This window comes from Pseudomonas sp. 18175 (assembly GCF_050432925.1).
Taxonomy (GTDB): Bacteria; Pseudomonadota; Gammaproteobacteria; order Pseudomonadales; family Pseudomonadaceae; genus Aquipseudomonas.
In genome coordinates this window covers 1-14,536 of the sequence record NZ_JBKFTO010000021.1, presented here as the reverse complement: position 1 = coordinate 14,536, position 14,536 = coordinate 1, and the positions used below count along the sequence as shown (strand labels likewise).

Annotated in this window: 13 protein-coding genes and 1 pseudogene; 6 read left to right on the top strand and 8 right to left on the bottom strand. The window is 62.2% G+C overall.

The genetic code is table 11. The features are described from left to right. Positions 1–192 precede the first annotated feature (192 nt). The 3 genes and pseudogenes from ACLD1Y_RS23945 to ACLD1Y_RS23935 form a co-directional block, all read left to right on the top strand. The gene (locus tag ACLD1Y_RS23945; protein WP_429480257.1) at positions 193–987 is read left to right on the top strand and encodes a helix-turn-helix transcriptional regulator; all 795 of its coding nucleotides are present in this window, start codon (positions 193–195) and stop codon (positions 985–987) included. Beyond that, on the top strand, positions 987–2,396 hold the full coding sequence (gene adeC, locus ACLD1Y_RS23940) for an AdeC/AdeK/OprM family multidrug efflux complex outer membrane factor (RefSeq protein ID WP_429480256.1): 1,410 nt from the start codon (positions 987–989) through the stop codon (positions 2,394–2,396). Before ACLD1Y_RS23945 ends, adeC begins: the two co-directional genes overlap by 1 nt. Positions 2,397–2,403: 7 nt before the next feature. Continuing rightward, positions 2,404–3,003, top strand: a pseudogene (locus ACLD1Y_RS23935) (MFS transporter); the annotation flags it as partial. On the opposite strand, the gene hpaR reads toward ACLD1Y_RS23935, so the two are convergent. Further along, positions 3,000–3,422: a homoprotocatechuate degradation operon regulator HpaR gene (hpaR, locus tag ACLD1Y_RS23930; RefSeq protein ID WP_429480335.1), complete on the bottom strand. Its 423-nt coding sequence runs from the start codon at positions 3,420–3,422 to the stop codon at positions 3,000–3,002. The pseudogene ACLD1Y_RS23935 and the gene hpaR overlap by 4 nt on opposite strands. Positions 3,423–3,631: 209 nt before the next feature. Here hpaR and ACLD1Y_RS23925 point away from each other — a divergent pair, with 209 nt between their 5' ends. Both ACLD1Y_RS23925 and ACLD1Y_RS23920 read left to right on the top strand, forming a co-directional pair. Continuing rightward, positions 3,632–4,930, top strand: a complete 1,299-nt coding sequence (locus ACLD1Y_RS23925) for an NAD(P)/FAD-dependent oxidoreductase (protein WP_429480255.1) — start codon at positions 3,632–3,634, stop codon at positions 4,928–4,930. A 30-nt stretch (positions 4,931–4,960) separates the two neighbouring features. Beyond that, positions 4,961–5,326 (top strand): cupin domain-containing protein, encoded by a 366-nt coding sequence (locus tag ACLD1Y_RS23920; RefSeq protein ID WP_429480254.1) that lies wholly within the window; start codon positions 4,961–4,963, stop codon positions 5,324–5,326. Between the two features lie 225 nt (positions 5,327–5,551). Here ACLD1Y_RS23920 and ACLD1Y_RS23915 read toward each other — a convergent pair whose 3' ends face one another. The 4 genes from ACLD1Y_RS23915 to ACLD1Y_RS23900 form a co-directional block, all read right to left on the bottom strand. Beyond that, positions 5,552–6,010, bottom strand: coding sequence for an REP-associated tyrosine transposase (locus tag ACLD1Y_RS23915; RefSeq protein WP_429480253.1), 459 nt, complete (start codon positions 6,008–6,010; stop codon positions 5,552–5,554). 354 nt (positions 6,011–6,364) lie between these two features. Beyond that, positions 6,365–7,303: a transcriptional regulator FeaR gene (feaR, locus tag ACLD1Y_RS23910; protein ID WP_429480252.1), complete on the bottom strand. Its 939-nt coding sequence runs from the start codon at positions 7,301–7,303 to the stop codon at positions 6,365–6,367. Between the two features lie 113 nt (positions 7,304–7,416). Next, positions 7,417–7,980, bottom strand: coding sequence for a DUF3156 family protein (locus ACLD1Y_RS23905; RefSeq protein ID WP_429480251.1), 564 nt, complete (start codon positions 7,978–7,980; stop codon positions 7,417–7,419). Continuing rightward, on the bottom strand, positions 7,946–9,445 hold the full coding sequence (locus tag ACLD1Y_RS23900) for an APC family permease (protein WP_429480250.1): 1,500 nt from the start codon (positions 9,443–9,445) through the stop codon (positions 7,946–7,948). Before ACLD1Y_RS23900 ends, ACLD1Y_RS23905 begins: the two co-directional genes overlap by 35 nt. A 284-nt stretch (positions 9,446–9,729) precedes the next feature. Here ACLD1Y_RS23900 and ACLD1Y_RS23895 point away from each other — a divergent pair, with 284 nt between their 5' ends. After that, a complete protein-coding gene (locus ACLD1Y_RS23895; RefSeq protein ID WP_429480249.1) occupies positions 9,730–11,217 on the top strand; it encodes an aldehyde dehydrogenase family protein in 1,488 nt (495 codons plus the stop codon). A 238-nt stretch (positions 11,218–11,455) separates the two neighbouring features. Here ACLD1Y_RS23895 and ACLD1Y_RS23890 read toward each other — a convergent pair whose 3' ends face one another. From ACLD1Y_RS23890 to ACLD1Y_RS23880, 3 genes are all read right to left on the bottom strand, one after another. Further along, positions 11,456–12,706 carry an ATP-grasp domain-containing protein gene (locus tag ACLD1Y_RS23890; protein ID WP_429480248.1) on the bottom strand — a complete coding sequence of 417 codons (1,251 nt, stop codon included), beginning with the start codon at positions 12,704–12,706 and terminating at the stop codon, positions 11,456–11,458. Positions 12,707–12,796: 90 nt separating this feature from the next. Beyond that, entirely contained in the window at positions 12,797–13,588 is a 792-nt protein-coding gene (locus tag ACLD1Y_RS23885) for an ABC transporter permease (RefSeq protein ID WP_429480247.1), read from the bottom strand. Further along, positions 13,585–14,262, bottom strand: a complete 678-nt coding sequence (locus tag ACLD1Y_RS23880) for an ABC transporter ATP-binding protein (protein ID WP_429480246.1) — start codon at positions 14,260–14,262, stop codon at positions 13,585–13,587. Before ACLD1Y_RS23880 ends, ACLD1Y_RS23885 begins: the two co-directional genes overlap by 4 nt. Positions 14,263–14,536 lie beyond the last annotated feature (274 nt).

The window sequence follows — 14,536 nt, the reverse complement described above, 5'->3', positions numbered from 1 at the left end:
GCCTCTCAGAAACGTCGAATTAATGACGTTACTTTTATGGCAGGTTGTGTCCCACGTTTCCGCTACATACGTAGGATAAATCCCCTGGCTAAATGCAATCTCGAGTGTCGACTCACGTTCATGAAGAACGGATCGTCCCGCCGAGACCCAGGGAGTTGGTTAACGGTTTTCGACATCAAGGATGAGATGGCTATGAGTTTGACGCGCAGTATCGCCAACCCGGAAAGCCCGCCTTTCTATGCCGAAATGGGTGAGTTGATTGCCCACAGTGGCCACCCAGAGTTTGCCGCGCACATGCTGCACCTGGTGAGCAAGTGGGTGCCGATTCACTTGGTGGACCTCAGTGAGTGGACCCTCGACGAGCTGCGCGACCGTGTGCTCGACATCAAACTGCTGGGCAGCGCCGGGCAGCAACAGGACTTGCCGGCGCCGCTGGCCTTGCAGTCGATGGATGAACACCCGCTGCTGCGGGAAATGCTCGGCATGCATGACCCGCTGCTGATCCAAATGAAGGCCAAGGCCAATGGCGCCTACCCGCGCAGCACCTCGCACCAGTGCAACCTGGTGTCACGCCAGGGCAACCGGCGCTGTGTGATTTCGTTCTACCGGCCATCGACCCAGAATGGGTTTTCCCTGGCAGAACTGTCGTTTCTCAAGTGCCTGTCGGACACCCTGCTGCCGCTGATCGAGCGCCACGCCCAGAGCCTGCGCCAGGCGCCGCACAGCGAAGTTGAACCGGCCCATTCCCTGCTGGAGCAATCGCGCTTGCAGCGTGAATTCTACAAGCGCCTGTCCCTGGGCGAGATCACCCTGTCGGCCCGTGAGCAGGAGGTATGCCTGGGCCTGCTGACTGGCGGCACCGTGCCGCAGATGGCGGAGAAACTCAGCGTGAAAAACAGCTCCATCGAGACCTACCTCAAGCGCGCCGCCGCCAAGTTGGGGGTCAGTGGCCGCCATGGCCTGGCCAAGTGGATGGTGGGCGCCTGATGCATAAATTGAGCGCAGTGGCGATGGCATGGATGCTTGGCGGTTGCTCGCTGATCCCCGACTACCAGCGGCCCGCCGCACCGGTGCCGGCGCAGTACCCCCAGGGCGGCGTGTACGCCTTGGCGCAGCCCGGCAGCGCAGACTGGCAAGTGCTGTTTCATGACCCGGCGCTGCAACAGCTGATCGGCCAGGCGCTGGTCAATAACCGTGACCTGCGGGTGGCTGCGCTGAACGTCGAGGCGTTCCAGGCGCAGTACCGCATCCAGCGCGCCGACCTGTTCCCGGCGGTGTCCGCTGCGGGAACCGGCAAGCGCCAGTTATTGCCGGGGGATGTGACCGGCACCGGCCAGTCGGCGATCACCTCCAGCTATTCGGCCACCTTGGGCATCAGCGCCTATGAGCTGGACTTTTTCGGCCGGGTGCGCAGCCTCAGCGAGCAGGCCATGCTCACCTACCTGGGCACCGAACAGGCCCGACGCAGTGCGCAATTGAGCCTGGTGGGCAACGTTGCCAACGCCTACCTGACTTGGCGCGCCGACCAGGAGCTACTGGCCCTGGCCCGCCAGACCCTGGCGGCCAACGACCACAGCTGGCAGCTCACCCGCCGCAGCAAAACCGCCGGCAAGGCCTCGGCGCTGGACGTGGTACAGGCCCGCACCAGCGTGGAAAGTACCCGCGCCAGCGTAGCCCGCTATGAACGCCAGGTGGCCCAGGACCTCAACAACCTCGCCTTGTTGGTGGGCAGCCCGGTGGACCCAACCCTGCCCTCGCGCGCCCTCGCCGACAACCTGGTGGCGCGCATTCCCGCCGGCCTGCCGTCGGACCTGCTGCAACGCCGCCCGGATATTCTCCAGGCCGAATACCAACTGCGCGCCGCCAACGCCAATATCGGCGCGGCCCGTGCGGCGTTTTTCCCGTCGGTAAGCCTCACGGCCAATGCCGGCAGCGCCAGTACCGAACTGTCCGGGTTGTTCAAGGGCGGCTCGGGCACCTGGACCTTCCAGCCGCAGATCAACCTGCCGATCTTCAACGCCGGTAACCTGCGCGCCAGCCTCGACTACGCCAAGCTGCAAAAGGACATCACCGTGGCGCAGTATGAAAAATCCATCCAGACCGCCTTCCAGGAAGTCGCCGATGGCTTGGCCGCCCGCCAGACCTACACCGAGCAGTTGCAGGCGCAGCAGGATTTCGTCGCGGCCAACCAGGCGTACTACGACCTGGCCCAGCACCGCTACCGCAGCGGTGTTGACAGCAACCTCACGTTTCTGGATGCGCAGCGTGCGCTGTTCAGCTCGCAACAGGCGTTGATCGTGGATCGCCTGGCGCAGTTGGTGGCCGAGGTGAATCTGTACACGGCGCTGGGCGGCGCATGGGAGGTGTCTACGCCAGTGGCCGCTGCAACGCTGTAGGGCCTGCAAGACCATCACCTCGTTCGGCGGTATCCTGCGTGACCCACAGGTGTGGCTGCTGGTGGCGGTGTACTTTGCGGTGATGCTGGCGGTCAACACCCTGGCGTTCTGGATGCCCACCCTGATCCACGGCGCTGGCATCGGCCGCGACAGCCAGGTGGGCCTGCTCAGCGCCGTGCCCTATCTGGCGGGCTGCCTGTTCATGATCGGTTGCGGGCGCTCCTCTGACCGCCAGCGCGAACGCCGCTGGCACCTGTGCGTGCCGCTATTGATGGCGGCGGTCGGGATCGCGGTCGCGGGCCTGGCGCCCGCTAACCCACTGCTGGTGATGAGCGGTCTGGTGGTCGCCGGCATGGGCGCCAGTGCCGCGCTACCGATGTTCTGGCAACTGCCGCCAGCGTTTTTGTCCAACACCACCCAGGCAGCGGGCATCGCCATGATCAGCTCGTTTGGCAGCGTGGCGGCCTTTCTGGCTCCCTACCTGATCGGCTGGATGCGCGACGCCACCCAAAGCGCCAGCCTGGCGCTCTACGTGCTTGCGTTGTTTATCGCCCTCGGCGGTTTGCTGGTGTTGCGCACCCACGCGAGTATCGTCAACCCGCGTTAGCGCTTGATGTTTTTCAGGTCATCCAGCAGGCCCAACAGGGTCTGCAATTTCTCCTCGCCCAACTCATCCTGCAAGCGCTGGTAGTTGGCTTCCATGCATTGGCTCATGGCCTCGAAACTGGCCACGCCCTTGTCGGCCAAGGTCACCAACACGCGGCGCTGGTCTTGCTCGGCCTTGCGCCGGTGCACCATCCCGGCGGTTTCCATGCGCACCAGCACGCCGGTCATGCTCGGCTTGAGGATGCAGGCCAGTTCGGCCAACTGGTAAATCTCCAGCTCACCGTGCTGTTGCAGGATACGAATGATGCGCCACTGCTGTTCGGTCAGGCCGTGTTCATTGAGGGATGGGCGGAAAAAACTCATGGCCGCTTCGCGGGCTTGCAGCAGGGTCAGGGTCAGGGACTGGCGAGGTTTAAGCATAGGGATCAGGGTCACGAAGGATTTGGTTAATAATTTAACGAAACTCTAGCATTCCGCGCCAGGGAGTGCGCGCTATAACGTGCAGGCCATGTCTGCCGTGGCGCCCAGAATCAAAACCCTGGGCAGGCAGGATCAAGACTTCCACCCCATCAGGGCCCTTAATGGAGGCATCCGCTTTAGAGCCTTCCTTCACCTTTTCAGGCTGCGCCATGATCAACATCGAAACCCCCACGTATTACACCGCCACCAAGAAATACAACCTCAGCTTTCCCACCCTGGAACAGGACATCGACGCCGATGTGGTGGTGATTGGCGGTGGTTTCTCCGGCATCAACACGGCCCTTGAGCTGGCGGAAAAAGGCATCACCAATATTGTCGTGCTGGAGGCGCGTTATTTGGGCTTTGGCGGTACCGGGCGCAATGGCGGGCAGATCATGGCGGGCATCGGCCATGACCTGGAGAAGATCAAGAAGGACGTGGGCGAAGACGGCCTGCGCCAGGTGTTCGAGATTAGCGACCTGGGCGCCGATATCATCAAGAACCGCATCGCCAAGTACAACATCGACGCCGACTTCTGCCACGGCTACGGCTACATGGGCTTCAACGCCCGCCAGGAAAAAACCCTGCGCGCCTGGGAGAAGGACTTCAAGTCGATCAACAGCCAGCACGAAATCCGCTTTCTCGGCGGCTCCGACGTGCAACAGATCATCGGTTCCAACGCCTACAGCAGTGCCCTGCTGCACATGGGCGGCGGCCATGTGCATTCGTTGAACCTGTTGCTGGGGGAAGCCACCGCGCTGGCCAGCCACGGCGTACGCATTTTCGAGAACAGCCCGGCACTGGAAGTCAGCTACGGCGAACGTATTACCGTGCGTACCGGGCGCGGTTCGGTGCGCGCCAGCAAGTTGCTGTGGGCCTGCGACAGCTTCCTTAACAAGCTGGAGCCGGAGTTGCACCGCTCGACCATCAACACCTACGCCTTCCAAATGATGACCGAGCCGTTGTCCGACGAATTGATCCAGCGCATCAGCCCGATTCGCGGGGCCTACAGCGACATCCGCCCGGTCATCGACTACTACCGCGTCACCAATGAAAACCGCCTGCTGTTCGGCGCCGCCACGCCGCTGGTGGAGCATATTCCCGGCGACCTCAAGGCGTGGAACCGCAACCTCATGCTGAAGATTTTCCCCTACCTCAAGGACGTGAAAATCGACCTGGCCTGGGGCGGCCCGATGGCGTGCAGCCCCAACCTGTTCCCACAGATCGGCACGCTGCCGGGGCGCAGCAACGCGTTTTTCGTGCAGGGCTACTCAGGCTTTGGCGTGACCCCCAGCCACATCATCTGCAAGGTCTTGGCCGAAGGCATGAGCGAAGGCTCGGCGCGCTATGACCTGGTCAGCTCGATCCCCCGCCCGAGCATTATCGGCAAGGACGCGATCCGCCCGTTGCTGCTCACGGCGGGCAAGTCCTGGCACCAATTGTCCGGCTACTGGAACGGGCGCCGCTAATCACTTTTTTACTCATCAGGAGCAACTGCCATGACCCTTACTACCCTCAAGCACAACATCCAACTGTCGGAACTCGACGCCTGGGGCACCGTAGCCGACCTCGGCTCAGAGATCCTCGAAGGCGAAGTGCGTGCCTTCGGCAAGATGACATTCGGGGCGCCGACCGATGCGGTCAGCAGCGCCTACTTCGGCACCACCCAGGGCAAATTCCGCATGGTCTATCCGTTCACCGAACAAGCCGCGGTGGTGACCGGCGAAGTGCGGCTCACCGATGAATCCACCGGCCAGTCCACGCACTACAAGGCCGGTGACAGCTGGTTCGTCACCAAGGGCACGCCGGTGCTGTGGGAAGTGCTGAGCGAGAGCTTCGTCAAACACTACTTCGCCGTCGTCTAACGACCGTGGTGAGTGGGCTTGCCCCGCGCTGGGCTGCGAAGCGGCCCCAAACCCAGACGCCCGGTTTGTCCAGTTAGAACGCGGTGACTGGGTTGGGGCGGCTTCGCCACCCAGCGCGGGCGGTGCGACGATTCGACAAGCCCGCTCACCACAAGAAGTCCGGCTCACCACAACAGGCCGGGTTCACCACAACAGCTCCCGGCTCACCACAACCACAGGCCCCACTCAAAGCCAGGCCGCATCCCATAACGAATAATCCCCAATCTTCTCGACCAGGCCCGCCCGCAACGGGTTGGCCACGATATAGCGCGCCATCTTGCGAATATCGTCTTCTATTCGCACCGCTCTATCGTGATATCCGGGTTGCCAGACACGCTCCTTGCTTTGACGACGCCGGTTGATCGTCAACGTGCTGCGCGACTTGATACGCCGTACCACATCGGCCAGCGCCTGCTGCTTCAACTCAAACAACCAGTGAACATGGTCAGGCATGATGACCCACGCCAAAGAATCCACCAGGCCCAGTTCGTGAACCTGTCGGAATTCGGCAACCAGCAATCGGCCGAGGAACAGGTCTGTGAACAGATGCTGGCGATGGTGAACGACGATCGTGATGAGGTAGCTGCGCCCATGTTCCGAATAACGGCCATGACGCAAACGGTGAGATTGGGGTTTGGGGTGCAAGCTGCTGCTCCTGGGGAGTTCTTGGGAGCATTAACGCTAGCGGGTGGATCGCAGCAGGAGCGAGCTACCTTATGACCGGATGTATCTGTGGTGATCGGGTTTTATGGGAACCTGACTTGTTGTGGTGAGCCGGACTTGTTGTGGTGAGCGGGCTTGCCCCGCGCTGGGCTGCGAAGCGGCCCCAAAACCAGGCGCCTGAATTATGTCTGAAAGAACGCGGTGACAGGGTTGGGGCGGCTTCGCCACCCAGCGCGGGACAAGCCCGCTCACCACAACAAGCCCGCTCACCACAACAAGCCCGCCCACCACAACAGCCCCGCTCACAACAACCACAACCACAACACCCCGGCAAACCTACCCCACCGCCTGCATCCGGCTTGAGCGGAAATCCTTGGGCGATACCTCGAACTGTTTCTTGAACGAGCGGCTGAAATGCGCCGAGTCGGTAAACCCCCATTTGTAGGCAATCGAGGTAATCGACTCGCTGCGCAGGATCGGGTTGGTCAGGTCATCCGCACTGCGCTTTAGCCGCGCCCGCTGGATGTAGCGGCAGACGCTGTCATCCTGTTCTTCGAACAGACGGTAGAGGTGGCGCACCGAGATATTCAGCCGATTGGCCAGGCCAATCGGGCTCAAGCCGGGTTGGCTGAGCGACTCGTCAATCACCTTCTGCACATAGCTGCGCAGGTTATTGCCGTGCAGCGCCGCCGCGCCTTCACGGCACTCGTCGCCCTGTTCCAGGGCCGAGCCCAGCAGCGAAACGAACGCCGATTGCAACGCCTGCACTTCGCCCGCGCCGTCCTCGGTGTTGTCCTTGCATAACTGGTCCATCAGCACGTGCAACATACGCCCGCAGGCCTTGGTCGAGGAGATCTTGCCAAAGGCCCGCCCATCGCCGCCCAGGTGCTTGCACACGTCCGCGCGCGACAGCGACAGCGAGGCATGCTCGATCAGGCCGAAGGGGATGATTTCGATGGAGCCCACCGGGTCCATCAGCAGCATCTCGCCAGGGGCCAGTTGCAGGGTCTGGCCGTTCTGTACGATCTGCGAATAACCACTGCGCTGGCTGATCAGGAAGCAGTCCTGGTCGTTGTCGTGGTCAGCGTGGTGCGCCGGGCGTTTGATCAGCCCGGCATTGGTGCGCAGGATGGCCAGGCCGCGCGGCAGGTTGCTGATCTCACCGATAAACAGCGAGCGGTTGAAGGCCAGTTCGGTATCGAAATAACCGCACGCGTCGCGCAGCTCCTGATTCCAGGTGTCCAGCCCGTCGTGTGCATGCTGTGGGATGCTCATGGGGTGTCTCCGCAATGGCTTCTTTTTGTTGTTCTGGCGCAATAGTTAACATGTTAGCTATTTGCACGCAACAACTACCTGTCTTGCCATTGCGGTAGCACGTTTGATGCCAATCAGAGGCTCGATAACAGCCGTTGCAAGCCCGCCAGGCTGGCGAGCAGATGATCACGCTGCACAGGGCTCAAGGCGATGTAGCGCCGAAACGCCGGCATGCGGTTGACCACCTCGCTGGCGCCCATATGCTCCAGGCGTACGCACCATTGCTGGCTCTGCAGGTCGATGCGCAGGCGCTTGAAGTCCAGGGGCATCAGCGCCTGGAACAACGCAGCATCCGCCTGCAATCGCGCCTGCAACTCACGCCCCAGGACCTGGTTTCCGGAACTTCGTCGCACCCGCAGCCCGTTACGCCGAATGGCGCCGCCATGGTGCACCTCAAGGTGTGCCGTGCCCCCTGTGGCAGCCGGCACCCGCAACACAAATTCGGTCATCACCAGATGCATCAACAGCTGTGATTCGGTGCGCTCGACCACCTCAACCGCCAGCCGCTCAAGTTCAGCGTTGGCCGGCCCCAGGTTGCCCCGCACATGGGCCAGGGTCACCCCCGGCCGATAGCCTGACGGAGCGCGGTCGGCGCGAAACAGCTCAAACAGCTTTTGCCGCAAAGTCGCTATAACCATGGTCAAAATGCCCCGTTTGATGACTGAACTCCTTTGCCAGCACCTCCTCCACGGAGGCCGGCTTGAAGGGATTGACCTTCTGCACCACCAGGGTCCAGAACAGCGCGTAGGTGGCCGTGCCGCCCAGCATCACGGCAAACGGCACGTAGATGTCCGAGGGATTCATGCCCGGCGGGGTGATAAACCACATGCCCAGCAAGATGCCGAAGCTCGACACGATCTGCGGCAGCGGAAACCACGGCGAACGGTACGCCCGTGGCAAGTCCGGGCGACGAATGCGCAAGCTCACCACCGACACAGTCACCAACAGGTACGCAAAACTCCACGCACACACCGCCGCCAGCACCAAGTGCATGATGTTGTCGGTATTGCCGCCCAGGTACAGCGCGTGCAGGCAGGGAATCAGCATCGCCACCAGGATGCACAGCAGCGGCGTCTTGAAGCGTGGGTGCAGGTAGGTGAAGACCTTGGGCAACGCCCCATCCACCGCCATGCCGTAGAGAATGCGCGGCACGCCGGCCATCAAGGTGTTGATGGTGGCCGCACCGGCAAACAGGAAGCCGATGCCCAGCCACAGCGGGCCGACCTGCCCCATTACCTGCTCGGCAAATTTGGGGATGGCCATGGGTGTGTCCAGCAGGTGCACGCCCGTCGCGGCATCCAGCACCACGTTTTCCACCTGGCGTTTCATCGCAGAGCCATAGATGAACATGCAGCTCGCCACCCCGACCAACCCCAACAGCATCGCACGCGGCATCACCTTGGCCGATTGGCGCAGGTCCGGCGCCAGCGGCGTCACAAACTCACAGCCGACAAACATAAACATCGCCATCCCCACCAGGGACAGCACCGTGACCAGGTCGGTGCCCACCAGCGACTCGCCGAACCAGCCGTCCAACTGCACCGCCGGGGCGGCGATCAGCCCCAGCACACCAAACACCATCAGCGTGGTCCACATGCCAAAGGTGAGGATGATTTCCGCCCGGCCAAACGCACTCACGCCAAAGGCGTTCAGCACGCCGAACACCAGCACGAAGCCTACGCCCAGCAACCATGAACCACCGGCGGACTCGGCCAGGGTATTGAGGTGTTCGAAGTTCACCAGCGCCATCACCCCGGAAAGGATGGTCTCGGCGGTGCCGGCAAACACATGCACGATCAGGTAGGCCGACAAGGTGCCGGTGATCGCGAAAAACCGCCCCATGCCACAGTTGATGTAGTCGTACACCGAACCGGTGGTGGGCAGGATCGCGGCGGCTTCGGCAAAAGTGGTCGCCTGGGCCAGCATCATTACCACCGCGATCAGCATTGCCAGGGCAAAGGCACTGCCACCGATGCCAAAGCCCATGGTGGCGGTGAGGATCACCGGGCTTGCCATGATCAGGCCAATGGTGCTGGCCAGGGCGGTGGGGAAACCTACCGTGCCTCGGTTGAGGTGCGCGGTGAGTCGGTCGTTGCTCGACATGGTGGGGTCCTCGAAAGCGGTTTTTTTAATGTATCGGCACTCTGCGCCCCACCCGCGCTGGTCGTCTTGCCCCTGTCTGCCGCCGGTTTTGTTGCTCCCTGCCATGGCCTATGGCGTGGCAGCCAGGGTCAAATCCGTGGCACGCAAAAGCCAACGGGTGATAGCTGTGCCGTACTGAGGTGCCTGGGCAGGCACAGGCCTAAAACCTGGCAGGCACAGTCAAGCCATGCGCAGGGTGCTTGGATACCCTCGCTTTTTCTTTTGTGAACTGCCAGGAACCTGCCATGAGCGATATCCCGCTGCTGCCCGCCGTCGAAGCATTTTTACGTCGCGACCACGGGCTGTTTATCGACGGCGTCAACGTACGCAGCCATTCCAGCCAGACCCTGGCCGTGACTAACCCGGCCAACGGCCAGGTCATCGCCCAGGTGGCCGACGCCAACCTCGCGGATATCGACGCGGCCGTGGCGTCGGCCAATCGCGGCTTTGCCCTGTGGTCCCACGCCGCGCCGGCAGCGCGGGGTAACGTGCTGCTCAAGCTCGCCGACCTGCTGGAGCGCAACCGCGAGGAGCTGGCGCAAATCGAAACCTGCCAGTCGGGCAAGATCCTCCAGATCTCCCGCGCCTTCGAGGTGGACCAGGCCGCGCACTTTCTGCGTTATTACGCTGGCTGGGCCACCAAGCTCAGCGGGCAGACCATCACCCCGTCACTGCCCTCGTTCAACGGTGAACGCTACACCGCCTTCACCTTGCGTGAACCGGTGGGCGTGGTCGTTGGCATCGTGCCGTGGAATTTCTCGACCCTGATCGCCATCTGGAAACTCGCCTCGGCGTTGGTGACCGGCTGCAGCATCATCATCAAGCCCAGCGAGTTCACCCCGCTGACGATCCTGCGCATCGCCGAACTGGCCATCGACGCCGGGCTGCCGGCGGGCGTGCTCAATGTGCTCACCGGCGGCGGCCATGTCGGCAAGGGCCTGGTGGAGCATCCCGGCACCCACAAGGTGTCGTTCACCGGCTCGGTACCCACCGGCATCGCTGTGGGCCGCAGCGCCATGGGCGCCGGGCTCACCCGCGCGACCCTGGAACTGGGCGGCAAGAACGCCGCGGGTTTCTTGCCCGATGTGGACGTGGACACGGCGGTCGAAGGCATCATCGAAGCCGGCTTCCTGCACTCCGGGCAAATCTGCGCGGCGGCCGAGCGCTTCTTTGTGCACCGCTCGCAGATCGACGCCGTACTGGAAAAACTCAAGCAGCGCCTCGCCCGCCTGACCATCGGCTCACCCCTGGACGAACGCACCGAGTTCGGCCCGGTCACCCACCAGCAGCACCAGCTCAAACTGCTGGGCTACATCGCCCAGGCCCGCGCCGAACACAACACGATCATCCACGGCGGCACCCTCCTCGACCGCCCCGGCTGCTATGTCGAACCCACGGTGATCCTGGCCAACAACATCAACGATACCCTGCTCAACGAAGAAACCTTCGGCCCCATCGCCACCTTCCTGCCCTACGACAGCGAAGAGGAACTGCTCGCCCTGATGAACAACGGCCCCTACGGCCTCAGCGCCAGCCTGTGGACCAATGACCTGGGCAAGGCCCTGCGCATGGTGCCGGCGATCAACGCGGGAACGCTGTGGGTGAATATGCACACGCTGCTGGACCCGGCGGTGCCGTTTGGCGGCAGCCGCTCTTCCGGGGTTGGGAGGGAGTTTGGCAGCGCGTTTATCGAGGACTACACCGAACTCAAGTCGGTGATGATCCGGTACTGACCTTGTGGTGAGCGGGCTTGTTGTGGTGAGCGGGCTGTTGTGGTGATTTTGGGGCCGCTTCGCAGCCCAGCGCGGGGCAAGCCCGCTCACCACAACAAGCCCGCTCACTACAACTGTCCCCTCGCCAGGCTGAATGGCGAAAATTCCACAAACCACCACCTTAATAAATGCTGGATGTTCACCCAACTGCGCCACGCAATGTGAGATTGCCGCAGGGGATGGAATAGCTGACCGGCGATCAACCCCCTGCCAGATAAACCCCCTGTATCTCAAGAATGCGGATCCTGCGGTAGTCCGCGGCGATCACCGCGCGGTCGGCATGCACCAGGTAGACCGTGCCCGGTTGGCTGCAAACGTGCTGGCTGGGGCCAAGCTGCTCGCCATTCTCGACCGAGAACACCACGTCAAAGAACGACTCCAGCTTGAGCAATTCGGTCAAGAACAACGTTTTGTCGAACCGCCCCCGCGTACGGTTGATCAAGCCCACATTGTAGGTGTGCTGCAACAGCTGATAGTCCACAGGCTGTGCGAACAACTGCCTGAACACCTCGGGCGAGGTGATCGAGAGCGCCACTGCATCAATCTGCCCCAACCCGGTGGTTTGCCGACAGACGCCGGGCCGCAGGATGACATCGGTACGCGCAGCGATTTCCACCAGCTTGGGCCCCTCCTCGGTGAACATGACCTCGACATGACTGGGCCCGTTGCGGATCCCCAGGCAACGCAGCACGGCGCAGCTGTAGTCCACCAGCACCGAGTACACCGCCGACTCGGCGCTGATCAGTTCATCAATATCATGGAGAATGCCACCGCCCTGGGTCCGCTGCTTCATGTGGCGCACCACTTCGGTCACCACATGCCGCCCCTCCAGCGAGACCATATTCACCGCGTATTCCAACCCGGCCAAGTACTCCTGGATCAGCACTTGGGTGTTGGCCATATTCGTCCCGTTGGGCGCACCCAACAGCTGGGCCACGGCGGTCTCGCAGTCGTGCAAGTCGTCGCAGATAAATACGCCATCGCCCCCTGTGCTTTCGAGGGGCTTGATCACCACGGGAAAACGCCGGTGCAGCTTGATCCAGGCCTGGGCCAGCGCCCAGGTGCCGGCGATGAACTGGCGCGGTGCCGGGAGTTGCCCATGGGTGATGCATTGGATCATGTCGTACTTGTTGCGTCGCACGAGGGACTTGGCGAAGTCATTGCGGTACGGCAGCTGGAGTCGCTCGTTGAGCGCATCAGCCAGCAGCAGGCCGCTCTCGGCGCCGGCAATAATAAATTGCGCCTTGAACCGCTCGGCACTGGCCAGGGTGATCGCCAAGTCAGTATTGACGATCATCTGGTCGTAGACCGAATGATCGAAGCCTTTGTAAACGTCGCTGTCCAGAGTGGCCGAAGAGGCCACATGCATCAGCACACAACCGGCTTCACGCAAGCGTTGGGCCACGAATCCCCCGGACGAAAACCCATCGACGACGACCACTCTGATCATGTTGCTCAACCGGCTGTTGGTGAGCGTTTCAACCTAACAAATCAGGGGTGGGTTAAATACTGACCGAACGGCTAGGTGCGATGACGGCTGTCAGCGCTCCTCCAAACGCTCGCGCAGGAACCGATGGCTCACGGAAAACAACCGGCGGTATGTCAGCAGCACCGCCCCCACCGTACCCAACGCCGACGACGCGGCAATCAGGAACATGATCACGATCTGGTAGCGCACCGCGTCCACCGGGCTCTCTCCCGCCAGCACCTGGCCGGTCATCATGCCCGGCAGGCTGACGATGCCCACCACGGTCATCTGGTTGAGCGTCGGGATCATCCCTGCTCGCACGGCCTGGCGGATCGCTTCCTGGGCGGCTTCCCAGCGTGAGCCGCCGAGGGCCAGGATCATTTCGATGGTATTGCGCCCCGAAGTCAGCTCCTGGGTCATGCGCTCGATCCCCAAGGACACACCGGTGAGCGTATTGCCCAGGATCATCCCCAGAATCGGGATCGCATACTGCGGCTCGTACCAAGGGTGGATACGGATCACCGCAAACAACCCCACCGCCGTCACCAGCCACGAACTGCCCCACACCGACAGGATGCTGTCGACCCGTTGCCCCTTGTACGTGCGCCGCCCGCGCCCGGCGGCCGAGAGACCGGCGATCAAGGTCATGGCGCACATCAATGGCAGCACCACGTACCAGTAGGCAAACTCGAACACCCAGCCCAGCAGGTAACCGATGGCCAACAGTTGCACCACGGTGCGCACTGCCGCCCACAACAATTGGCGGCCCAGGCCCAGGCGCAGCAGCAAGGAAAGCGCGCCGTTGATCAGGATCAGCGAGGCGGCGATGCCCATGTCCAGCGCGGTGAGGTTCTGGTAATTCATGGCTGGGCCGCTCCGCTCAATACGCCAGCGCTCATGTGCAGGTGGATGGTGCTCATGCGTTGGGCCTGGTCGAGGTCGTGGGAGACCCAAATGCAGGCGCGGGACTTATCGCCGCTGAACCAGGCATCGATCAGCGCTTCCACCTCACGGGATGAGGTGGGATCAAGGGCAGCGGTAGGCTCGTCCAGCAACAGCACTTCGGGGTTCAGTTGCAGGGTGCGGATCAACGAGACGACTTGCGCTTCGCCGCCCGACAGATCAGCGGCGCGCTTTGAAAGAAAGTCCGGGGACTTACCCGCGTGGCCTAACAAGGTGGTGACGGTTGCCAGGTCAAAACTGCGCTTGCGCGAGGTCTTGAGGCTGAATGGAAAGCGCAGGTTGTCTTCCACTGTGCCTTCGATCAACGCCGGGCGCTGGGACAGGTAACTGATGTGGCAGCGGTAATGGGGAATCTCGGCGTTGCTGATCGGCTGGCCGTTCCACAGGATTTGCCCGGAAGTGGGCGCATCCAGCAGGGCCAGGGCGCGCAGGAACACACTTTTGCCGGAGCCGGAGGAACCGGTGATGGAAACGCGATCGGCCGCGTTCAAGGTGAAATCGGTGGGCTGGAGCAAGGGCACCTGGCGGCGCTCGTCGGTGCGCGTGAGGGCGCGGGTTTCGATCAGGGCGCTCATAGACGCGGTGTTCCTTTTACATACGATTGGACGCCATGGTGCCGTACAGGGTGTACCGGGTCAAAAATGTGGGAGCGGGCTTGCTCGCGAAGGCGGTGTGTCCTGCGGCTGAGTTTTGTTGGGTGGACACCGGTCTAATGTGGGAGCTGGCTTGCCTGCGATAGCGGTCTTTCGGTGTACATATCCGTTATTTGGGTAACGGCGGCTTATGGTTCCGCCCTTACGGCGGCTCACTTTGGAAAAGCCCCAAAGTAAGCAAAGGGCTCTTGCCCCA